Here is a 22,824-nt window from a genome sequence, read left to right as displayed (position 1 = left end):
TCGAGTCTACATAATGTAGGGCGAACCGGCGTCGGTTTTTTTCATGCCATCGGCGTCCAGCATGACATTGACGCAGGCGGGTTGGCCGGAGGCGAAAGCGCGGGCCAGGGCCGGGCCAATATCGCCAGGCTCTTCCACCAGTTCGCCGTAGCCACCGAGCGCCTGCACCACTTTGTCGTAGCGGGCGCGGGTGAGGTGGGTTCCGGGAGCGCGGCCCATCATCGTCTGAATGGGGTTGCGGATTTGCCCCCAGCCGCCGTCGTTGCCGACGATGGCGACGATGGGCAGGTTAAAGCGCACGGCCGTGTCAAATTCAAAGCCATTCAGCCCAAACGAGCCATCGCCGCTGATAATCAGCACCTTTTTGTCTGGGTGAAGGAACTGCGCCGCCAACGCAAAGGGCGCGCCCACACCCAGGCAGCCCAACGGGCCGGGGTCCAGCCATTGGCCGGGTTGGGTCACAGCCACCACTTTAGCCACCGCGCTGACAATGTCGCCGCCATCGCCAATGAGGATGGTATCTTCGTCCACCAGGCGGTTAATCTCCGCCCCCAGGCGAAAGTGGTTAACCGGCGCATCGTCGAACGCTTCCCAGATGGCTTGCTGTGCGCGTTTTTTGGCCTCCATCACGCTCACTTCGCCCAACCAGGCGTCGTAGCGGATGCCCTGCAAGCCTTCAGCCAGCGCTTCTAGCGCCAGCCGCGAATCGGCCACCAGGGCAGCATCTGCCTGGCGGTTGTGGTTGAGTTCGGCCGGGTCGTTTTCGATCTGGATGAGTTTGCTTTGCGGGTTCCAACCCTGCCCGTAGCGCAGGCGAAAATCTATGGGCGTGCCAATCAGCAGCACCAGGTCGGCTTCTTTGAGGGCTTTGCCGCGGCTGGCTTTGAAGCAGTGGGGGTGGGTCATGGGCAGCGTGCCGCGCCCGCCGCCGTTGGTAAAGACCGGGATGCCCGTCTGATCGGTGAGGTCGCGCAGGGCGTCGTGGGCGGCGTCCCAATAGACCTGGGTCCCGGCTACCAGGATGGGCTTTTGCGCGGCGCGCAGCAGCTCGAAGATGCGCTGCATGGCGCTGACCTCTGGCTCGACCGGCGTCACGATCACTTTGGGGTAAATGGTTGCGTCGGCCAGCGTGCCAAACAGCACATCCAGCGGAATTTCGACAAAAACGGGACCAGGACGGCCGTTCAGCGCCGTCTCGAAGGCAGCGTGCAGGTTGGCCGGAATATCCTCGGTTTTTTCGATGGTGAAGCTGGCTTTGGTGAAGGTTTGGAACATCTCCACCTGGGGCATTTCTTGCAGCGCCCCCTGGCCGCGTGTGTTCAGCGGCGCAGACCCGCCCAGTAAGATGAGCGGGCTGCGCGCCTGATAGGCGTTGGCAACGGCCGTTACCGCATCCGTCACCCCTGGCCCGGCCGTCACCACAGCCACGCCGACATTGCGCGTCAGGCGGGCATGGGCATCGGCGGCATGGCCGGCCGCCTGCTCGTGGCGCACGTCTATGATGGCGATGTTGTTGTTGACACAGCCATCAAAAATAGGGGCGATGTGGCCGCCGCACAGGCCGTAAACGGCCGTAACCCCCTGCGCCGCCAACTGCCGGGCAATCAGTTCACCACCATGTAAATACTGCATCTCGTCTCCCTTAATCGTCAATCCCCATATCCCTGCGGATGGGCCACATGCCAATCCCAGGCGGTCTGGATGATGTCGCGCAGGTGTGGGTAGCGCGGCCGCCAGCCCAGATCGTGGTTGATGGTTTCGCTGCTGCCGATGAGGATGGCCGGGTCGCCGGGGCGGCGCGGCCCCACCACCGCCGGGATGGGATGGCCGGTCACGACGCGGGCCGTTTCGATGACTTGTTGGATGGAGTAGCCACGGCCGTTGCCCAGATTATACTTGCGGCTGCCTTTGTCCAGGTCATGCAGCGCCAGGATATGCGCCTGGGCCAGGTCTACCACGTGAATGTAGTCACGCACGCACGTGCCGTCCGGCGTGGCGTAATCATCGCCGAAAATGGTGATTTTGTCACGCTGCCCCAGGGCCACTTGCAGCACCAACGGAATGATGTGCGTTTCCGGGTCGTGGTCTTCGCCGCGCTCGGCGGTGGCCCCGCTGGCGTTGAAGTAGCGCAAGCAGGCGTAGCGGAAACCATACAACTGATCCATCCAATGCAGGTAGCGCTCCAATATGAATTTCGATTCACCGTAGGGGCTGCCGGGCTGAATGCGCTCATCCTCGGCGATGGGCATGTGCAGCGGGTCGTCGAATAAATTGGCCGTAGACGAGAGGATGAAGCGGCGCACGCCATGTTCCACGGCGCTCTGGATCAGGTTCAGGCCGTTGACCACGTTGTCGCGCAGATAGAGAAACGGCCGTTCCATAGATTCGCCCACTAAGGTATACGAGGCAAAGTGCATAATGCCGTCCGGTTGGTGGGTACGCATCAGGGTGTCAACGGCCGTTTTGTCGGCCAAATCCCCCTGCACAAACACAGCCTGCGGATGCACCGCGTCCCGATGTCCCTGGAACAAATTGTCAAAGACAACCACTTCTTCGCCGGCCTCAATCAACTGCTCAACCGTCACGCTGCCAATGTAACCGGCTCCGCCGGTGACTAAAACTTTCATGTAGATAGCCTCTTGGTTGTGTTAGATTCGTTTAGAAATAAGTTCCGACTAGACCACGCTGGCCCCATCGGCCGCCTGGCAAATGTAAATGTTGGGCTGCAAGCCGCTGGCCGCCTGATAACAGGCGGTGACAGCGTCAGCAAAGGCTTTGGCGCTAACGTCGCGGACCAGGGCCACAGCGCAGCCGCCAAAACCGGCGCCGGTCATGCGCGCGCCAAAACAAGCCGTCTCGCGGCGCTGGGCGCAAGTCACAATCTGGTCTAGTTTGGCGCTGGAGACGGCGAAATCGTCGCGCAGGCTGACGTGGCTGGCGTTGAGGAGTTGGCCCAACGCCTGAGCGTCTTGTTGCAGCATAGCAACCATGGCGTCAATGGTACGTTGATTTTCGCTGATGACGTGCCTCGCCCGCTGCCGCGTCAACTCGTCTAGTTCGGCGGCGCGGGCATTGAAAGTTGCCAGGTCCACGTCGCGCAGGGCGGGCACGCCGAAGAAGCAGGCGGCGGCCTCGCACTGGGCGCGGCGTTCGTTGTAGGCGGAATCTACCAGCCCGCGCCGGGTGGCAGTGTCCATGATGACCACGGCTGTGCCCGGCGGTAGCGGCGCGAGCGACGTTTCCAGGCTGCGGCAGTCAATCAGCAGGGCGTGGCCCGCCTTGCCCGCCGCCGAAATCATCTGATCCATGATGCCGCAGTTCACGCCGACCCACTGGTTTTCCGCCAATTGGGCCAGCCGGGCCATCTGCGCCGTGTCCCAGGCAAAGCCAGACACAGTGGCAAAGGTTCGCGCCACCGCCAATTCCAGCGCCGCCGACGACGACAGCCCAGCGCCCACGGGAATGTCCCCGGCGGAGACGCCTTCCCAACCTTGCAGCGCCAGCCCGGCCCCTTGCAGCGCCCAGGCCACGCCCTTCACGTACTCGGTCCAGCCGCCATTCGTATGCTGCAAATCGTCCAGGGCAAAATCGGCCGTCGGCTCTAAATCCAGCGAGTGCAGCGCCACGCGCCGGTCGCTGCGCGGCCGCAGGGCAATCCAGATGGCCCGGTCAATCGCCATCGGCAGCACAAAGCCATCGTTGTAATCGGTGTGTTCACCGATGAGGTTGACACGCCCCGGCGCGCGCACGACGTAGGACGGCCGTTCGCCAAACCGGGCGCTAAATTCTATGGTAACACGTTCATGGAGGTCATTCATGAGAGAAAGTTCTTGCCCTTTCACCAAGTTTCTGGTTTGGTAAAAGTACCCTGAGCATCTTCAAGTGTAGTGGGAAAAAGACACCTGGACAACACGCCTTGCCGGATGTTTTTGACAAAATCTGCATGGGCAATCAACACTTTACTGGGATGCTTCTGAGGATTAAGGATACCGATTTTCTTGCCCAATTCTCGCTTAACAAACTGAATCGGCAACAACAAATCAGAATCATTGGAGACGACAACAGCTACGTCATAAACATTTTTGTAGCCATCGCTTAACAAATGAAGGGCCAAATTGACATCAGACCCCTTTTCTTCGGTCTTAATCACTTTGATATACCCGCTTTGTGGCGGGGCCAGAGGCATCATAATTTCGTGAGTGAGAAAGTGACCGAAGATAATTTTCAGGTTAGGAATGGTGCGCAAAGCGCGCAGATAAACTTGCTGGCGCGTGAGTTGGTCCGGATCGGTGGGTCGTGGATTGACGAGAGCGGTGAAGTATTTTATCTCCTTGATGGTGTCGTGGGGCAGCATCAAGCGGCAAAGTTCAGCGATGTTCAACCAGCGATATGGGGTTTTCTTTAAGGCCCCATAGTAAAGGTTGAAACCGTCTACATAGATGTTTGCTTGCAAGTGGCCTCCGTAAACACGGAGGCCGTCCCATAAGGACGGCCTCGCACCCTTTCGCCGAAGCTACCGGGGGAGATATATAGTAATTATAACACGTTGAACGTCGTTGTGAAAGGACAATTTGATTGTTTATCTGAGCAGCAGGCCGACATCACGGCCGTTTACCACCACCTTCTCCCCCTGCACAACGGCCGTCAACGCCCCATCGCTGAAGTTGAGCAAAATGGTGTAAGGGCCGCGCCGGGCGGCCAGCAGGCCGGGCGGTAAATCGGCCAGGCGCGTGATGGCTAACTGCCCGGCCAGGTGCGTGAGCAGGGCGGTGGCCTGCGCCGGGGTGGGATAGAAACCGAGGTAAAGGACACGGCCGTTACCCACCCCATGCTCCGTCAGCGCCGCACCGGAGCCGTCGGTGTAGGCGGCCAGGGACACGGCTGTTTCGGCCGCCAATGTCTCTACCCAGTAAGTGGCCGGGCCGGTCAGGTTGGGGATGTCGCTCTGGAACGCTGCGCCAATGTCTGGCGGCAGCGAACGCCAGGTCGTCACCCGCGCCCCGGCTAACGGCCGTAACGCGCCGGGCAAAGGCTGGTCGGTGACGCGGTTGTCGGGCAGCTTAAAGCCGGAGCGCACGCCCAGCAGCAGGGTCCCGCCGTTGGTAACGTAGCTGTGCAGGGGAACGGCCGTCTCTTCATCCGCCAGGTGCAGCGATGGCGCGATAACCAGTTTGTAGGCCGACAAATCGGCCTGCCGCGAGACGATCTTCACCGGCACGCCCAACCGCTGCAAGGCGTGGTAAAAGGCGAAGATGTGGCGCAAATAATCAAAATCGCGCCGGTGGGGCAGCATTTGCAGCGCCCACACATCGGCAAAGTCGAACAAAATGGCGACTTCGGCCGTCAGCGGCGCGGCGGCGATTTCGTCTAGCAGCGGCTTGTCTTGCGCCAACTGCAACTGCTCGAAGTAACCCACGTCGGCGCTGCCATCGTGGCGCAGCAGGCCGGAATGGTACTGTTCTTGCGCCAGCAGCGTTGCCCGCCAGCGAAAATGGACGATGGCCTCTGCCCCGGCGCAAATGGCCTGCCAGACCCACAACCGCGGCGTGCCCGGCCGCACCCAGGGATTCACAATGCCCCAATTGATGTGGCCCATCTGCTGCTCCATGATCCAAAATGGCGCATCTTTCAGCCCATACGTCAGGGCGTGGGCCAGGCCGCTGATCAGCGGATCGCCCACGTCGTAGGCGTAAACCGGGTCGCTGCGGCTCCAATCCGCACCCGGCGGATACAACTGCTGCCGCCAACGGTCGGGGTTGCCGGTGGGGTAATTGTCCCAGGTGGCAAAATCCAGCCCACGCGCCAGGTCAAACTGATCCAGGTCGCGGTACAACCCCATGAAGTTGTGGGTGATGAAGCGCCCCGGCGCAAGCTGGCGCAATATGTCTAGCTGCTCCTGCTGGTAGCCAACGTAAGCATCGGACGAGAAACGGTAAAAATCCAGCAGGTGGCCGGGGTTTTTGTAGTTTACCGCGTCGCCGGGCAGAGTGATTTGCGTCCAGTCGGTGTAAGTTTGTGACCAGAAGATGGTCCCCCATGCTTCGTTCAGGGCGTCGAGCGTGCCGTATTTTGCGCGCAGCCAATCACGGAACGCAGCGGCGCAGTGGTCGCAGTAGCAGCGGGCGGTGCCGCCGCCGCCAAATTCGTTGTCTATTTGCCAGCCGATGATGCGCGGATCACGGCCGTAGCGCTCCCCCATCGCCTGCACAATCTGGCGGCTGAACTGGCGGTAGGTGGGGCTGTTGGGGCAATAGTGGCGGCGGGCGCCGTGGTCGCGGGCACGGCCGTTGGCGTCCACGCGCAGCACGTCGGGATGGGCGCGGGTCAACCAGGCGGGCGGCGTGGCCGTGGGCGTGCCCAACACCACCGCCAGCCCGGCGTCGGCCAATACGCCGATAGCCCGGTCCAGCCAGGCCCAATCGAACTGACCCGGCGCGGGTTCCATTTTGGCCCAGGCAAACTCGGCGATACGCACCAAATCCAGACCCAATTCGCGCATCAACCGCGCATCTTCCGGCCAGCGTTCTTCCGGCCAATGTTCAGGGTAATAACAAACGCCAAATTTCATAGGATACTTCCTTGATGGGAGCGCAGGCGTCTCGCCTGCAGCGGACGGGACGTCCGCGCTCCCAGGAGTTAGCCCCAGGCTTGAACCAATTCGATGGCGCGGAGCCAACGGCCGTAACCGGCATCCCGCTCTGTTGTGGTCATGGCTGGCTCGAATAAGGTGTGTGAACCGGGCAGCGGCGGCAGGGCATCTGCGCCGGGCCAAAAGTTGGCCCCCAGGCCGGCCAACAGCCCGGCAGCCCAGGCGGTGGTCTCGGCGAAGGTGGGGCGCAGCACGGGGATACCGAGCAAATCGGCCTGAATCTGGCAGGCCAGGTCGCTGGCGGAGACGCCGCCGCCGACCAGCAGTTGGTCTACCTGCACCCCGGCCTCGTTGGTGATGGTGTCCAGGATGGCGCGAATCTGGTAGCCGATGGATTCCAGAAAGGCGCGGGCGATGTGCCGCCGGTCGTGGCCCAGAGCCAGGCCGAAAAAGGTGGCGCGGGCACGGCCGTCGTTGTAGGGCACGTCTAACCCGGTGAAAGCGGGCACAATGGTGACGCCGCCGGTGTCGGGCACGGCCGCCGCCAGTTCGCTGAGGTGTTCGTAGCTGTCTATCAGCCGGGCGTTGTCGCGCAGCCAGCGGATAGCCGCCCCGGTGACGGTGGTGGGCGCTTCCAGGCAGTAGGTCTGACGGCCGTCCAGATTCCAGGCGTAGTAGACGTTGATATTGGCCTGCTCAGCGGCCTGTTCGCCCAGGAAAACTTTGACATAGGAGGCGGTGCCATGCGTGCATTCGGCCGCGCCGGGCGTGCGGCAGCCGTGGCCGAACAGCGCCGACTGCTGGTCGGCGATCATCGCCAGGACAGGCACGTCGGCGGTTTGGCCGTTGGGGGCATGGATATGCAGGCTGCCGAAGTCGTGGATGGTGGGCACGGCCGTGGGCAGGGCGTCGGCGGGCACGCCCAGCCATTCCAGCCATTCAGCCCAATACACCTGTCGGCGAAAATCGTAAAGGCCGGTGGCCTGCACCAGCGAAGTGTCCATCAGGTGGGCGGACGGCCGTCCCAGGGCGCGTATCAGCCAGGCGGCAGACAGGCCGACCTGCAAATTGTGATCGTGGGCGGCTTCGCGAACGGCCGTCTGGTGTATCAGCCGCCAGGCCAGGTGCAGGGCGGCCATGTAGGGGCCGGGCGGGTAGCCCAGACGGTAGGTGGCTTCGGCGGCCAGGGGCCAGCGTTTCAGGTCGTCGAGCAGGGGTTGGACGCGGAGGTCTTGCCAGGTGATGGCGTGGGCCAGGGAACGGCCGCTGCGGCTGTCCCAGACAAATTCGGTGTTGCGCTGGCTGGTGATGCCGCAGGCGGCAATCTCATCGGGGCGAATGCCCGCCTTGCCGATGGCCTCGGTGATAGCCGCGGCCACGCCCTGGGCGACGGCATTCGGGTCTTGCTCCACCCAGTTGGGCTGGGGATAGAGCCGTTCCAACGGCCGGTAGGCGTAACCATGCACCTGCCCTTCACGGTCTAAAATCACCGCTTTGCTGCCGCTGGTTCCCTGGTCGATGCCGAGTAAGAATGGTTTAGACATGATGATTGGCGATTGGTCCTGAGCTTGCCGAAGGATTGGCGATTTAGGCTGGCAGCAGGTCGCTGAGCCGCCGGATGACGTAGGTTGGTTGGATGGCTGATTGGGCCAGGGCGGTTTCGTCTGTCGCCCCGGTCAGGGTGAGCGCGCCGGACATGCCCGCGTTCAGGCCCATCAGCACATCGGTCTCCAGCCGGTCGCCGGTCATGATACAGCGTTCTGGCGGCAAGTTCAACAGGCTGAGGACAGCTTCGGCCATGAAGTGGGACGGTTTGCCGACGACGGCTTCGACCTGTTTGCCAGTGCAGGCTTCGATGGCGGCGATCATGGCGGCGGCGTCTGGCTGGCCGCCGCCGGGGACCGGGCAGTAGCGGTCGGCGTTGGTGGCAAAGAAGCGCGCCCCGTGGCGAATGGCGTCGAAGGCGATTTGCAGTTTGTGGTAAGTAAAAGTACGGTCAAAACTGGCGATAACGGCGTCTACGGCCGTTGCCTCTTCCGTCAGCTCAAACCCGGCGCGGCGCAGTTCGCCGCACAGCGATTCCTCCCCCACCACAAACAACCTGGCCCCCGGCATTTGTTTTTTAAGAAAATCGGCCATGACGTAAGAGGAGTTGATCACGTCGTCCGACGGCGTGGGCAAGCCCAGCCGCGTCAGTTTAGCCGCATACTCCTCGCGGGTGTGCGATGGATTGTTGGACAGAAAAACCGTGCGTTTGCCCAGGCTGCGCAGGTGGGTGATGGTGGAAACGGCCGTCGGCAGCAGCACCTCCCCCAAATACACCGTCCCATCCAGGTCAAAAATGTAAGCGTCGTACTCTATCATTCACAATTCACAATTACCCATTCACAATTCACAATTCAATCAGCCCTTCACGCCGCTGCTGGTGGCGCTTTCGACGAAAAAGCGTTGGCCGAAAATAAAGATGATCATCGGCGGCAAAATGGCGATGGCTGCGCCGGCCAGGATCAGGTTTGGGCTGTCGGAGGCGCGACCGCGCAAGACGTTCAGCGACAGCGTCAGCACATGATTATCCACGTTGCCGGTGTTGATGACCACCAGCGGCCAGAAAAAGCTGTTCCAGGCGTACAAGAAGGTGAATGTTGCCAGAGTCGCCAGGGCCGGGGTGCTGGCCGGGATAAAAATGCGCCACAAGATTTCCAGCCGCGACGCGCCATCCATTAAGGCGGCTTCTTCAATTTCTTTGGGGACGGTGATGAAGAACTGGCGCATCAAAAATGTGCCGTAAGCCGTAAAAACCCAGGGCACAATCAGCGCCGCCAGCTTATCCACCCAACCAATCGTCACCATCAACTGGTAAAGGGGCGTAATCAGCACCACGAAGGGGATCATGATGGTTCCCAGGTAGACGACAAACAGCTTGTCGCGGCCGGGGAAGCGCAGGCGGGCAAAGGCGTAGCCGCCCAGAATGGAGGTGGTAAGCTGCCCCAGAACCACCAAAATCGTCACCAGGGCGGTGTTGGACAGGCTGCGATCCATGCCTTGCAAGGCCACCACCTGGCTGTAATTTTCCGGGTGGGCGGCCAGTTGTTCGACGGGCTGGCTGAGACGCACATTTTGCAGCACTTCGCGGGAGAGGTTGTTGGGGTCGGCGAAACGGCCGTATGCCGTCTGGCTCACCTGGATCATCGGCACAACCACGCCATTGACCGGCACATCCCATAATTTTTGTTCCTCGCCGTCTATGGTGATGGTTTCCTGGTTGGTGAAGCCGCCACGGGGTTCGATGTCGCTGGACGGCCGTTCCACCGTCGCCGCCAGATTGTTCGGGTCGGCATAGACGCCAATACGGATGTTGCTTTCCACCAGGACAAACTCCTCGCGCTCGCCATCAATGTCCACGTAATACAACGGCAGTGGGGCGTCAAAACCGGTCACTTCCAGCGTCAGGGCGTCTTGGGGCAGCAGCCGGGGCGGGTAGCGGAAGGTATCCTTAGGCAGTTTAAAGGAGGTGGTGAGCATGTACAAAAACGGAAAGATCATCACGGCCGCAAACAAGATCAGCACGGCGTAAATCAAAAAATGTTTGAGGGCGTTGGTTAGTCGGTAAGAGTTCATCTCGTTTTCTCTTTGTTCCGTGTTCCGTGTTCCGTTTACGGTTTACGGCTCACGGCTTACGCATCATACGACGAGCCGCTGGCGCGTTGGCGTTGGAATTGGAAGAGGGTTGCGCCGAAAATGATGACAAACAATACCCAGGCGATGGCCGACGCATACCCCTGCTCGAATCGCTGGAACCCTTTTTGGTACAGATACAGCACCAGGGTCAGCGTAGAGTTGTTGGGGCCGGCCGGGTTCGTCGGTATGAGAATAAACACCTGCTCAAAAATCTGCATGGCCTGGATGGTGGTGGTGGTGATGACAAAAAAGGTGGTAGGGGCTAATAGGGGCAGCGTCACTTTCCAGAACTGCTGCCATTCGTTGGCTCCGTCTACGGTGGCCGCTTCGTAAAGCGTGCGGGGGATGTTTTGCAGCCCGGCCAGGAACAGCACCGTGTTAAAGCCAATCCACTGCCAGGCAGCGACGATGACGACGGCCAGCAGGGCCGTGTTACTGTCGGACAGCCAGCGGATTTGTGGGTCGAAAAATGAGCCGCCCAGGCTGTTGAGAAAATTCACCAGCACGGTGATAAAGTAGTTGATGTAGCCGATGGTGGCATTGAACAACCACTGCCAGACCAGGGCAATGCCGACGACGGCCGCGACGCTGGGCAAAAAATAAATGGCGCGGAAGATTTTCATGCCGGCGATTTTGCTGTTGAGTAAATTGGCAAGAATGAGCGCCGGGATGACGCTGAGCGGCACAGCCAGCAGCACAAAGGCCAGGGTATTACGCAGGGACAGCCAGAATAATTTGTCTTGCGCGCCGACGATGTAGCTGCGGCCCAAAATATCGAAGCGGGTCAATTCGTCGTAGACTTTGACATCTATGGCTTCGCTGGCAAGCTGGTTGATGGCCTCCAGTTGGGCGATGTCCAGGTTGACAATGCGGGCATAATTGTCCAGCCCGATCCAATCCTGGGTGCCAAAGGCGTCTGAATTGGTGAAGCTGACGTACAACGACAGCAGCAGCGGCCCGGCGAAAAAAAACAGGAAGCCCAGCAAATTGGGCGACAAAAACAGGTAGCCGCTGAGCATTTCGTTGTCGGCGTTGGTGGCCTGCATGGCTTCGGCGCTGGGCTGCCGCCACATGGCCCAGAGCGTGATGGCGAACACGGCCGTTCCCCCCACCATCGCCAAAATTAACGGATTCGTCAACTTGCCCAGCAGCGCCAGCACGCCATTGTGGATGCCCACCGCCAACAAAAAAGCCACCCCAGACACAACCATCACCGCTTTGCTGGTTTGCCGCAGGGCGCGCTGCGTGGCCGGGTTTTGGTAACGGTCGGTCAATGTGCCGATGAAAAAACCGGCGAACAGCAAAATCAGGAAGGGAATGCCGCGCATGAAGGAATCGGCCAGGGAATCTATGCCGGTGAAAACGCCGATGAGGTGCATGCTGCCAAAGAGGGTGAAGAGAAAATAGAGGTAGTTGACAGCCAGGGAAATGGTTCGGCCGCGATGTTTGCGCTTGTTGATGTCCACGACGGCGATGGCCGAGAAGACGGCCGTTAACAGCAGCGCCACCGATCCCAAAGCCTGCACCCAAATGCTTTGCTCCGCGCCGCCGAACCATAAGTAGACAATCCCTCCCAGGCTGCTTAGTCCTAGAAACACATGCCAGATCAGCAGCAGACGCAGCCAAAAATCAACCCGTGACTCCGGCGCTTGCTTTTCGCTTAAACCAACAGTTGCAGCGGTCATGGGGAAACTCCACGGTACAAAAAGGGCGGGCTTGAGGCCCGCCCTTTCTCATTTTGTCAGATGTTACTGATTAAACGCTTTGTTGGCTTCGTTGCAAATGCTGGCGGCAAAGTCGTCTATGCTGGTTTGTCCGTTCAACACAGAGGCGACGGCCGGTCCCATCACCGCGTCAAATTCCGGCCAGCTTCCAGCCCACAACGGGCCTTCGGTGGCGGGATTGTTGGCCAGACCGTTCAAGAAAGCCTGGTTATTGGCCGGGGGGGTGAAGGTGACAAAAGCGTCCAACGCTTCCTGGCTGACGCGGCTGGGCACGTTGGCCCCCAGAGAGGCGATTTTGCCTTGCACTTCGGCGGCCGTTAGCGCCTGCACCAGCTTCCACGCTTCTTCGGGATGCTGCGTATTGGCGTTGACGACATAAGCGCCCCAGAAGAGCCAGTTGCTCGGTCCGGCCGGCCCATCTGGCAGTTCGACCACGTCCCAATTAAAGTTGGCGCTGGAACGAACGCCGGGGGTGGCCCAACGGCCGTTCTGGAACAAGCCCACTTTACCGGCCAGGAACGGCGGTTCGCTGTCTTCGCCATACGGCACAGCAATGTCAAATTCCTGGTAGATGCGCTGTTCAAATTCCAAACCGGCCAGCGATTCTGACGTGTCCAGGGCGCAAGCGGTGCGGTCCTCATTAAAGAAACCACCGCCGGCCGAATTGAGCCAATAACCATATGGACCCCACCACGCATTTTGGCCGTAACCAAAAATGTCATCGCCCAGGGCGTCAATCGCCGAAGCAACTTCAATGAAGCTGTCCCAATTCCATTCGCCGTTGGCCGCCAATTCACGCGGGTCGGGCGCGCCGGATTCGGCCAACAGGTCCAGGTTGATGTACAGGGCAAACGTAGACACGTCACGCGGCAGACCCCATAACGCCTCGCCCGTCATGCTGGTTTCCGGGTTGAAGGTCAGGTGGTACATTGGGCCAGGGTAGAAATCGGCGTCGCTGTAGCCGTCAGTGGCGTTCGCCAGATCACGCAGGTTCAGGATCAGGCCGCGTGTGGCAAAGTCGGCCACGTCGGTTCCGGGGATCCAGAAAACATCGGGAGCCGTGCCTGCGCCCAGTTCGGTCTTCAACACGTCCTGGTAGCTGGAGGTCTCGCTGCCGCCCGCTTCATACTTCAGGTCAATCCCTACCAGGCTGCCAGACAGCTCGTCGCTAACGGATTGATAGACATCAATTTCGGCCTGGTTGTCGGGCCGGGTGCGCCAGCGCAGGGTCACGTCGGCCATGGCTGGTTCTTCGGCGGGAGCCTCTACTACGGGAACTTCGGTGGCGGCGGGCGCTTCAACGGCCGTTTCCGTTGCGCCACCACCACAGGCTACCAGCATCAGGCCCAGAGCCAACAATAAGAGTATTAATAGTGAAAATCGTTTGTTCATGATTTAAATTCTCCTCCTAACAGAGATGTGGGTTAATGGGGAAATTGCTTGAACATATTGCGTTACCTATTGGGCGTCTATCTTATTGTGGTCTTCACCTCCTCGTTCATGATTTGGCAGATTGGGCAAATCTTTGAGATTTGCCCAATCTTGTTTTTACCCTTTGGGCGCGCCGGTGGAGCGGCGCACGATTAGTTCTGCCGGCAAGCGTAAATGCTGGCGTGGCGCGCCTGGCGTTTCCAGGCTGCGAATGAGCAGTTTGGCGGCTTCGCGGCCAATTTGCAGGAAATCTTGTTTGATGGTGGTCAGCGGCGGCTCCAGGTAAGCAGCCATGGGAATATCGTCCACGCCGATGACGGCCAACTGTTCCGGCACGCGCCGTCCCAGATCGTGGGCGGCGCGCAAGACCCCGGCGGCCATCAAATCATTTTGGGCAAAAATCGCGCTGGGGATGGCGCCGTTTTCGGCAAAAGCCATCAGCGCGTCATAGCCGGAGCGCGCCGACCAGTCGCCTTCGATGACCCAGGCGGGTTGTGGGGTGATGCCGGCCGTGTGCAGCGCCGTTTCGTAGCCCAGGCTGCGGTCTTGGGAGCAATCTTCGGCCAGCGGCCCGGTGATGAGGCCGATTTCACGATGGCCCAGCGCCAACAGGTGCTTGGTGGCGGCCAGGCCGACGGCTTCGTCGTTCAGGGCGACGGAGTTGGTGGCGTCTTCGCGGGGGCGCGCCCCGCCAAAAACGACGGGAAAATCGGCTGGCAGGTGGGTGTAACGGCCGTCGGCAAACGGGTTAATCACCATCACCGCTTCTGTGCGCCGGCTGGTAATCAGCTCGTCCATCAGGGCGACAAAGGTGCTTTCGTCTGGGGCGGAAGCCGAGAGCAAAAAGTAACCGTGCTGCCGCGCTTCGATTTCGGCGCCGTTGATCAGGCTGGCGAAGGTGTAGTCGGTGAGGTTGGGGGCGATGCAAGCCAGGATGCCGGATCGCCCTTTGGCCATGGATTGGGCGATGGCGTTGGGGCGGTAATCCAGTTGGGTGATGGCCGCTTCGACGCGGGTTCTGGTATGGGGCAAGACGCGCTCGCTGCCATTGATGACGCGGGAAACGGTTTGGTGCGAAACACCGGCCAGCGCGGCAACGTCGCGGATGGTTACGTGGGAACGGGAAGCCATTTTCTCTCCTCGCCAGGCATCTCCGGTGACGGGACGCCATGTTACCGGTCATGTGAACGGTAACATGATGATAAAACAGGAACGGCCGTTTGTCAAGCAGCAAATTACCGGACAAGGTGACATCTAACAGGGTGACAACAAGGGTGAAATCAGGACAATCGGTGGACCGATTTCCGCTTTCTTGTGCGCGGAACGGGCATTTCATACTATGGCCGGAGCGGGACACACCACACACGGGATCATGCCCCAGGAATCTGATAAACTTATATGGATGCAAACCTGCCTGACTGACAATTCTTATTGACATAGGCCGCAAAACACGGATTTCCTGGATTTGCGGAGAAGGTCAATCGAGGAAAGATAGCCGTCAATCCAGCCAATCCGTTGTCAATTGGACTGAGAGTTTTGTCGGTCAACCAGACAGAAAGGCTGTGTTGAAGCAAACTAAAGGGGCAAATAAGATGGCGCAATATCTGAGCATACTCTTGTATGTGGTTGGGTTGGTGGCCGGGCTGTGGCTGGCAGGCGGCACAATCTGGGTCAATCTGGAAACATCGCTGTTTGCTTCGGGCGTGCAGCGGGAGGCGAAGTTGACGCCGCTGGATTGCCCCAAGCTGTTGTCGGCCACGGAGACAGGGGTGGTGCGGACAAAGTTTAGCAATGAGACCGAACGGCCGTTAAACTTTGTAGTGCGCGCCAACATTAGCAATGGGTATCTGACATTGATACGCCAGGAGCGGGCCACGCTGCGGCTGCAACCGGGTGAGACGCAGGAATTGGCCTGGGAGGTAGCGGCGGCGGACGCGGTTTACGGCCGTGTGATTATGGTACGGGTCAATGTGCTGCGCAATCTGTCTAATCCGGCGCGCGATGCCACCTGTGGCATTTTGCTGATTCGTTCGCCGCTGACAGGCGGGCAGGCGGTGGCCCTGGCGCTGCTGTTGACTGTTGGCGGCATGGGCGGTGGGCTGGCGCTGTGGATATGGAGCAAACGGCCGTTAACCGGTCGAGCGCGGGAAATGACTTGGATCGCTGGCTGGCTGGCGCTGCTGGTGATGATGCTGGTGGCTGCCGGGCTGCTGCGTTATTGGATGATTGGGGTGCTGCTGCTGGCCTTTATGTTGTTGATGGCTGGTGTACTGCTGGAACGGTGGGGTCATCTGAAGTCAGTGACCAGTGTTCAATGACCAGTGTTCAGTCTGGATTACTTCTGGCAAACACCCACTTGAATACTGAACACTGAACACCGAATACTGAATACTGAATACTGAACACTCTTCCAACTCACCTCACGGAGTTGCCATGGCGATGATACGCGCATTTGTGGCGGTGCAGCTGCCCGCCGAGGTTCGGACAGAGTTGGGGCTGATGGTTGATGTGTTGGCCGGGCAAACAGCAGAACGCAGCGTTCGCTGGGTGAAGCCGGAGCTGATACACCTGACGCTGCGCTTTTTGGGCGATACGGCCGTCGCCAACCTACCGGGTATCACCATCGCCTTGGACAGGGCCGGCCAGCAGGCTGCGCCTTTTTCACTGCGGCTGGGCAGTCTGGGCTGTTTCCCTAACCCACAGCGGCCACGGGTGATTTGGGTAGGGCTGGATGGGGACAAACAACCGCTGTTGGCATTGAAGCAGGCCGTAGACACGGCGTTGCAGCCGTTGGGCTGGGCAGTGGAGACACGGCCGTTTCAGGCCCACCTTACTCTGGGGCGAGTCAATGACGGCCGTCAGGCGACCGGTTTGCATTGGCGTACAGAGGTGCGGCCGTTGGCGGTTCCGGTAACGGCCGTACATCTCATCGAAAGTCAGTTGCAGCGTGGCGGGCCGGTTTACACGGTACGCCACAGCAGCCATTTGCTGGGGTGAAGCGGCGGACAAATACGGCCGTGTCTGGCGCTATGCAGGGGTAGGCAAACAAACCATCAAACCGGTCAACGAACCAATTTTCTCGCAGCAGTCTGATAGTTCAGCGGATCGGCCAGAAAAAGGCGCATGTCGGTCCGTGAGCGCAGGTGAATGATACGTTTCTCTGCGCCTAACTGGACCAACCGGCGCTCCACATCAGGCCGGGCGCGGTCTGGATACTGCCAGATACGAATCAGAAAATCGGGGAAATCGGGACCAAACAACGTCTCCCGGCAGCCAGCGGCCATGTCTGGTCGCGGACGGTGGTGATATTGAATGCGCCGCCGCATGGCCTGCCAGGCGCACAGCCAACGCGGCATGTCCAAAAAAACGACCGTGTCGGCGGCTTGCAGACGGACGGTCAGGGTTTGGCGATAGTTGCCATCTATGATCCATCGCGGCTGCTGAATGAGTTCGTGGACGGTTTCTTGCCAGAGGGGAACGGCCGTTTCTATCCAGCCCGGCTGCCAGAAATATTGGTCCAGATGAATAACCGGCAGTCCGGTTCGGGTTCCTAACTTTCTCGCCAGCGTAGATTTGCCTGAACCGCTGGAACCGATGATCACCACCCGCTCCATATTAATCTTTGGTTTTCCACCAGGGAGCGCTAAATGACCAATCGGCCGCTCTATGGGATAATAGGCATTAGCCGCATGGTTGCGCTGTGATTGGTCACGAGAGCGGACTAAGTAGGGCGACTTACTCAGAATCATGCGTGTTCTTCCGTTACAAATGTGTGATTACTGGTAATGAATGTTGATGATTGTTCAATAATATCTCTCTGAGTTATGGTCAGAATTATCTGAATCGTAGCGGAAGGATTGGAAATTTGAGTGAATTTGCCGTAAATACTCCCTGGGCATCAGACCAAAGTACTACCTGGCGCTGGTTATATTCCCATTTACGGCGGCACGTTTGGCTGCTGCTGCTGATGTTTGTGGGCGCTTTTGGCAATGCGGCGCTGGCGGCCGTTGTGCCGGTGTTGGTGGGCATGGCCTTTAACGCGGTCCTGGCCGAGCCGATAGATACGCGGCTGATTGGACTGGCGGCGGTGGGCATTATTGTCAGCCAGACGGTGCGGGCTGTGCTGCAATTGGGGCGCAATTTTTCCAGCGCTGTCGTGGGTGAGCGGCTGGAGCGAGACATGCGGCAAGAGCTGTATATCAGTCTGCTGGGCAAAAGTATGACATTCCACGATTTGCAGCCCGTGGGCGACACAATGGCCCGCGCCACCAACGACGTTCATGAATTGAACTTGATGATGTACCCCGGCATCAACCTGGTGGTGGGATCGTTGAATTTTATGATGATGCCGCTGCTGTTTGCGCCGCGCTACGATTGGCAGCTGCTTTTGGCGCCAGCCTTTTTTGTCGTCACCTATGTGCTGGCTTTGGCGCGTTACATGGGCACGCTGGACCCGGTGACAGAGCGGGTGCGGCGGACGTTTGGCGAGATGAACAGCCGACTGGCCGAGGCGATTGACGGCATTGAGATGGTGAAAGGAGTGGCCCAAGAACCGGCCGAGATCGCCCGATTTGGCGTGAATGCCCAGGCGTATCGAGAAGCGGCGGTGGCCCAGGGGAGAATCGAGGCCCGCTTTTTGCCGCTGCTGCTGTTTGGCATCACCGAGGCCATCGGGCTGATCCATGCCCTGCTGCTTTTCCGCGCCGGCCGGATGGACGTGGGTGACGTGGTGGCCTACATGGGGCTGTTGGCGCTGTTTGGCTTCCCCACATTCATCTCGCTGACAGCTTATTCACGGGTTTCTCTGGGGGTGGCCGGCGCGCGCCGGGTGTTGGAACTGATGCGTCAGGAGACGCAGTTGGATGAAAATGTGGCCGGGTATGAAGGGGTGATGAACGGCCGTATCACCTTCGAGCGGGTCACATTTGGCTATCGGCCCGACATGCCCGTGCTGCAAGATGTGTCGTTTACAGTGGAGCCGGGGCAAACAGTGGCTGTGGTGGGGCAGACCGGCGCAGGCAAGAGCAGCCTGGCGAAGTTGGTAAACCGGACTTATGAAGTGGGCAGCGGCCGGATTCTCTAGATTTGCCGTGACGCGCGCGATTGGAACCTGGCTGCTCTGCGCCGCCAAATTTCCATCATCGAGCAAGACATCTTCCTTTTTTCGCGCACGGTGGCCGAAAACATCGCCTTTGGTTGTCCCCAGGCCACCCAGGCGATGATTGAAGCCGCCGCCAGAGCCGCTCAGGCCCACGACTTCATCATGCACTTCAAGGATGGCTACGAGACGCGCATTGGCGAACGGGGCGTCACCTTATCCGGCGGGCAGCGGCAGCGGCTGGCCCTGGCCCGCGCTTTTTTAACCCAACCACACATCCTCATCTTAGACGATTCCACCAGCGCTGTGGACAGCGCCACCGAGGACCAGATTCAACAGGCCATTGTGCAGGCAGCGCAGCGCCAGACGACGATTCTGATCACCCACCGGCTGTCGCAAATTCGCTGGGCCGACCTGGTGCTGGTTTTGCGCCGCGGTCGCCTGGAGGCCGCCGGCAACCACGAGACGCTGATGCAAACATCGCCCGCCTACCGGCGCATTTTTGCGCAATATGAGGCAAGCGCCAAACCAGGAGACGAACAACTCCCAACCAACAACTCCCAACTAACAACTCCTAACTAACAACTACTATGAAACCATTAGTCTATTACTGTCGGTGGCAGGGGGCAGTTTTGCGGCTGCGAGGACGCGATGATACGGCCGTGTGGGGCCATCTGGTCTTTGCCGCCAACGCCAACCCCGAACAAACCCAAGAATTCCACTTCGATTTGCGTACCAGCCAGCTCACCCTGAAAACCGCGGCCGGCGATGAACTGCTGCAACTGGACGAAATGGGCATCGTCCTAAGCCGTCAGTGATCAGCCAGAAATCACATCGCCCAGATTGGACCAATCTTAGAGATTGGTCCAATCTAAAAAACAGGGTAACTATACAGGTCTAAAACCTGTGGTATAAATGATAAGCATGGACGAAGTACAACAACTGCGAGCAGAAAACAAGCAACTTAAGCGAGAAGTCCAAGAACTCCGCGAAAAGTTGACCGTTGCTGAGGCAAATCAAGCATTTAGCCGAGTTGCTTGGTCAAAAGCCACTAACTCCAGTTGGCGTCCAGCCACGATAAGGCGACAAAAGCCTAAGCCCAAAAGTCTGCGGCCACAAACAGAGCGCAAAGCTGGTGGACAGGAAGGACATGAAGGGCATACGCTTGAGTTCAATCCAAAACCAGATCTCATTGAATCGCACGTCCAGCCCAATGTAGCCATGCCAAGCCCCATTGCCCGGGAAGAATTGCAGCCAGTAGTTACCAAACGGCAGGCCTTTGAATACCGCCTCTGCGCCAGGACCATCGAACACCAAGCCGAAACCCTCATATGTCCCTGTTGTGGTGAAGCAACAACAGGTGAATTTCCAGCGGATGTGAGCAATCCGGTGCAGTATGGTTCGCAAGTCGGTTGTCAGTTTATCTGCGCAATGAGCAGTTCATCCCGTATGAACGAGAGCGACAGATGTTGGCGACTTGTTTGAATTGCTGATTGTCTGTTTGTTAGCGGCCAAACAATTGGTTGCCGAAGCCTATCAGGCAGGTGAAACCGAATTGTCAGTCGAGCAACTGCAACGAATCCACCAGGTGTATGACACCATTGTTGCCTTCGGTTTAGAGAAAAACCCGTTACCCGATGAACATCCGCCCCCTGTCAAACGAGGGCGGCGCAAAAAAAAACAAAGGCGCGTAATTTGGTGGAACGATTTGACAAGCAGCAGGAGGCTATCTTACGTTTTGTCCATGATTTTAAGGTGCCGTTTGATAACAACTTGGCTGAACGAGACATCAGAATGATGAAGGTGCAGCAGAAAATCTCAGGCTCTTTTCGCAGTTGGGAAGGCGCTGAACAATTCTGTTCGCTGCGCACCTATATTTCCACGATTCGTAAACAGGGTCTCAATGTATGGGAAGCTTTAGGGTCTCTGTTTGACGATGATGTTCTCATGCCTCAACTCACACCTGTATAGTTACAAAACAGGAAGTTATTCTTAGACGAACCCTTAGCTAACAGCTTACGGCCTAGTCCCATATCACGTCCACCTTTGCCGGCGGGCTTCGATGACGTTGGGCAGGTTCTCGAATTTTTGCAGCAGCCAGTTTAACTGATCCAGAGTAACGATTTCCACCACCAGGTAAACAGTAAGCAAACTGCCGTTGGTGATGGTTTTGGTTTTAGGCGCGGTAATATGCTGCCCGCGCAAAATGCCGGCCATTTCGTCCACCAGGCCAGGGCGTCGGTATGCCTTAACGACGATGGGGATGGGGAATCGCTCTTCCTCGCCGCCCCAGTCCACTTCGATCAGCCGTTCGCGGTCGGTAATTACCTCTACCTGTTTGCAATCTTTACGATGGATGGTGACGCCCTGCCCGCGGGTAATGTAGCCGATAATCTCTTCCGGGGGGATGGGGTTACAGCAGCCAGCCATTTTGGTATACAGCCCGCTCAGCCCGCGCACCATGAGGCCCTTGGGTTTGCTGGGTTCCTGGAGTAACGGCCGTAACTCATCATCCGGCCGTAAACTTTGCTTCAGCATGGCTATCGCCCCGCTGATTTGCGTACTTTGAATGTCGCCAAACCAACCTTCGCCAGAAAAGAGTCTACGTCGTCATATTTTAGCGCTTCAGCAATATCCGCTACGCTGTACACGTCGCTCAGCCCCAGCCGCCGCAGTTCCCGCTCCACTACTTCGCGTCCTTGCAGGATGTTTTGTTCCCGTTCTTGCGCGCGGAACCATTGGCGAATTTTGCTGCGCGTGCGTGCGCTGCCCGTGTAGCCCAGGCTGGCGTTCATCCAATCGCGGCTGGGACCGCCCCGTTTGGCTGTAAGAATCTCCACGCGCTGCCCAGACTTTAGCTTATAATCCAGGCTGACCATCTTGCCGTTCACCCGCGCGCCGCGGCAGCGGTGGCCTACTTCGGTGTGAATCTGGTAGGCAAAATCGATGGGCGTCGAGCCGACAGGCAGATCGACCACGTCGCCGCGCGGCGTGAAGGCGTATATGCGTTCAGCCAGGAGTTCCGTTTCAAAGATTTCGCTGTCGGTGGTGGGGTCGCCTACCTCGCGCAGAGCTACCAGCAGTTCGCGCAGGTTTTGAATGCGCCGCTGCACGGAGGCGGTCACACGCGCGCCATCTTCCTTGTAAGCCCAGTGGGCGGCGATACCTTTTTCTGCCTCTTCGTGCATGCGCGCCGTGCGAATTTGCACTTCTAGCGTCTGGCCGGAGAGATTGTCGATAACGGCCGTGTGCAGCGACTTATATCCGTTAGCCTTTGGCGAAGCGATGTAGTCGTCAAACTCCTTCGGAATCGGCTGCCACAAGCTGTGTACCGCCCCCAGCACCTGATAACAGAGATTGCGGTCTGTTTCATCTTTTTCCTTGAGGCTCATCTTCGCGTAGGCGTCTTTGTCCGACGGCTCCAATATCACCCGCACGGCGTGTACGTCAAAAATCTGCTCAAACGAGATTTGCTTGCGCTTCATCTTGCGGGCGATGGAATAGATGTGCTTGGGCCTGCCGGTCACCGTCGCCTTCAGCCCCATTTCTTTCAGCCGGGTGGATAACCGTCCCGTGGCCTGATCAATACGTTCCGCCCGGCCAGTGCGTCGCTCTGCCAGTTTGCTGGCGATTTCGCGATACGCTTCAGGTTCCAGATAGCGGAAAGCCAGGTCTTCTAATTCCCATTTGAACTGCCACACCCCTAACCGGTTGGCCAGCGGCGCGTAAATGTTCATGGCCTCATTGGCGATGGCCAACTGCTGTTCACGAGGCAAACCGCTGGCCTTGCGCAAATCCTGCAAACAATCGGCCATGCGAATAAGGATCACCCGAATGTCGCCTTCGATAATGCTGAGAATGGCGCGCCGGGTGGCTTCCAGGCGCGCGCTGCCGCTTTCGTCCGTTTGCTGGTTCATGCGGGATTGTTGTTCCGCATAAGCGTAGAGCTTATTGACGCCCACCACCAGAGCGGTGATTTCTTCCCCAAACGCCTGGCGCAAATCTCCCTCACGTTTGGTTGTATGCGCGTACAGACAGTCGTGGAGCAGCCCGGCGACAATGGTGTGGGCATCCACGCCTAACTTAACCAGGACTTGCGCCACCCCCAAATCGTGTTCGAGATACGATTCGCCAGAAACACGTCGTTCTTCGGCGTGGGCCTCTTTGGCGAACAGGTAGGCTCGGGAAATCGAATCCGTGGTTTTGCCAGTTGCGCCTTCAGGTAATGCGGCCAGAAGTTCGGATATGGTCGTAATTTCGGATTGGGTCATGACAAACGTAAAAAAACAGGCGTCTTCGGGATG

19 protein-coding genes and 1 pseudogene are annotated in these 22,824 nt (G+C 58.8%); 6 read left to right on the top strand and 14 right to left on the bottom strand.

The features are described 5' to 3' along the window. Nucleotides 1-6 precede the first annotated feature (6 nt). The 11 genes from IPM39_06785 to IPM39_06735 form a co-directional block, all read right to left on the bottom strand. Nucleotides 7-1,632, bottom strand: coding sequence for a hypothetical protein (locus tag IPM39_06785; GenBank protein ID MBK8985775.1), 1,626 nt, complete (start codon nt 1,630-1,632; stop codon nt 7-9). Nucleotides 1,633-1,649: 17 nt separating this feature from the next. Then, nucleotides 1,650-2,627, bottom strand: coding sequence for a UDP-glucose 4-epimerase GalE (galE, locus tag IPM39_06780; protein ID MBK8985774.1), 978 nt, complete (start codon nt 2,625-2,627; stop codon nt 1,650-1,652). A 48-nt stretch (nt 2,628-2,675) separates the two neighbouring features. Continuing rightward, entirely contained in the window at nt 2,676-3,818 is a 1,143-nt protein-coding gene (gene galK, locus IPM39_06775; protein MBK8985773.1) for a galactokinase, read from the bottom strand. Between the two features lie 20 nt (nt 3,819-3,838). Next, nucleotides 3,839-4,453 carry an NYN domain-containing protein gene (locus tag IPM39_06770; protein ID MBK8985772.1) on the bottom strand — a complete coding sequence of 205 codons (615 nt, stop codon included), beginning with the start codon at nt 4,451-4,453 and terminating at the stop codon, nt 3,839-3,841. Nucleotides 4,454-4,579: 126 nt separating this feature from the next. Next, entirely contained in the window at nt 4,580-6,568 is a 1,989-nt protein-coding gene (locus IPM39_06765) for a beta-galactosidase (GenBank protein ID MBK8985771.1), read from the bottom strand. Between the two features lie 68 nt (nt 6,569-6,636). Further along, the gene (locus IPM39_06760; protein ID MBK8985770.1) at nt 6,637-8,133 is read right to left on the bottom strand and encodes a carbohydrate kinase; all 1,497 of its coding nucleotides are present in this window, start codon (nt 8,131-8,133) and stop codon (nt 6,637-6,639) included. Nucleotides 8,134-8,176: 43 nt separating this feature from the next. Next, nucleotides 8,177-8,953 (bottom strand): HAD-IIA family hydrolase, encoded by a 777-nt coding sequence (locus tag IPM39_06755; GenBank protein ID MBK8985769.1) that lies wholly within the window; start codon nt 8,951-8,953, stop codon nt 8,177-8,179. 39 nt (nt 8,954-8,992) lie between these two features. After that, nucleotides 8,993-10,207, bottom strand: a complete 1,215-nt coding sequence (locus tag IPM39_06750) for a carbohydrate ABC transporter permease (GenBank protein ID MBK8985768.1) — start codon at nt 10,205-10,207, stop codon at nt 8,993-8,995. Nucleotides 10,208-10,263: 56 nt separating this feature from the next. Further along, entirely contained in the window at nt 10,264-11,952 is a 1,689-nt protein-coding gene (locus tag IPM39_06745; protein ID MBK8985767.1) for a sugar ABC transporter permease, read from the bottom strand. 63 nt (nt 11,953-12,015) lie between these two features. Further along, nucleotides 12,016-13,383, bottom strand: a complete 1,368-nt coding sequence (locus IPM39_06740) for a sugar ABC transporter substrate-binding protein (GenBank protein ID MBK8985766.1) — start codon at nt 13,381-13,383, stop codon at nt 12,016-12,018. Between the two features lie 156 nt (nt 13,384-13,539). After that, nucleotides 13,540-14,553 carry a LacI family DNA-binding transcriptional regulator gene (locus IPM39_06735; GenBank protein MBK8985765.1) on the bottom strand — a complete coding sequence of 338 codons (1,014 nt, stop codon included), beginning with the start codon at nt 14,551-14,553 and terminating at the stop codon, nt 13,540-13,542. A 461-nt stretch (nt 14,554-15,014) separates the two neighbouring features. Between IPM39_06735 and IPM39_06730 the strand changes: the two genes are divergently transcribed. After that, entirely contained in the window at nt 15,015-15,740 is a 726-nt protein-coding gene (locus IPM39_06730; GenBank protein MBK8985764.1) for a hypothetical protein, read from the top strand. Nucleotides 15,741-15,855: 115 nt separating this feature from the next. Next, nucleotides 15,856-16,419, top strand: a complete 564-nt coding sequence (gene thpR, locus IPM39_06725) for an RNA 2',3'-cyclic phosphodiesterase (protein MBK8985763.1) — start codon at nt 15,856-15,858, stop codon at nt 16,417-16,419. Between the two features lie 65 nt (nt 16,420-16,484). Here the strand turns inward: thpR and IPM39_06720 are convergent, their stop codons facing one another. Then, nucleotides 16,485-17,036: a hypothetical protein gene (locus IPM39_06720; protein ID MBK8985762.1), complete on the bottom strand. Its 552-nt coding sequence runs from the start codon at nt 17,034-17,036 to the stop codon at nt 16,485-16,487. A gap of 353 nt (nt 17,037-17,389) precedes the next feature. Here IPM39_06720 and IPM39_06715 point away from each other — a divergent pair. From IPM39_06715 to IPM39_06700, 4 genes and pseudogenes are all read left to right on the top strand, one after another. Continuing rightward, nucleotides 17,390-19,102 (top strand): annotated as a pseudogene (locus tag IPM39_06715) (ABC transporter ATP-binding protein). An 8-nt stretch (nt 19,103-19,110) separates the two neighbouring features. Then, entirely contained in the window at nt 19,111-19,338 is a 228-nt protein-coding gene (locus IPM39_06710) for a hypothetical protein (protein ID MBK8985761.1), read from the top strand. A 106-nt stretch (nt 19,339-19,444) separates the two neighbouring features. Then, entirely contained in the window at nt 19,445-20,005 is a 561-nt protein-coding gene (locus IPM39_06705; GenBank protein MBK8985760.1) for a hypothetical protein, read from the top strand. Nucleotides 20,006-20,218: 213 nt separating this feature from the next. Continuing rightward, nucleotides 20,219-20,491 (top strand): transposase, encoded by a 273-nt coding sequence (locus IPM39_06700; GenBank protein ID MBK8985759.1) that lies wholly within the window; start codon nt 20,219-20,221, stop codon nt 20,489-20,491. 63 nt (nt 20,492-20,554) lie between these two features. On the opposite strand, the gene IPM39_06695 is transcribed toward IPM39_06700, so the two are convergent. Then, nucleotides 20,555-21,058 (bottom strand): bifunctional (p)ppGpp synthetase/guanosine-3',5'-bis(diphosphate) 3'-pyrophosphohydrolase, encoded by a 504-nt coding sequence (locus IPM39_06695; GenBank protein MBK8985758.1) that lies wholly within the window; start codon nt 21,056-21,058, stop codon nt 20,555-20,557. A gap of 2 nt (nt 21,059-21,060) precedes the next feature. Continuing rightward, nucleotides 21,061-22,791 carry a bifunctional (p)ppGpp synthetase/guanosine-3',5'-bis(diphosphate) 3'-pyrophosphohydrolase gene (locus IPM39_06690; protein MBK8985757.1) on the bottom strand — a complete coding sequence of 577 codons (1,731 nt, stop codon included), beginning with the start codon at nt 22,789-22,791 and terminating at the stop codon, nt 21,061-21,063. Nucleotides 22,792-22,824: the final 33 nt, after the last annotated feature.

The sequence above is a fragment of the Candidatus Leptovillus gracilis genome, assembly GCA_016716065.1.
Lineage (GTDB): Bacteria > Chloroflexota > Anaerolineae > Promineifilales > Promineifilaceae > Leptovillus > Leptovillus gracilis.
This window is presented reverse-complemented; position numbering and strand designations above follow the sequence as displayed.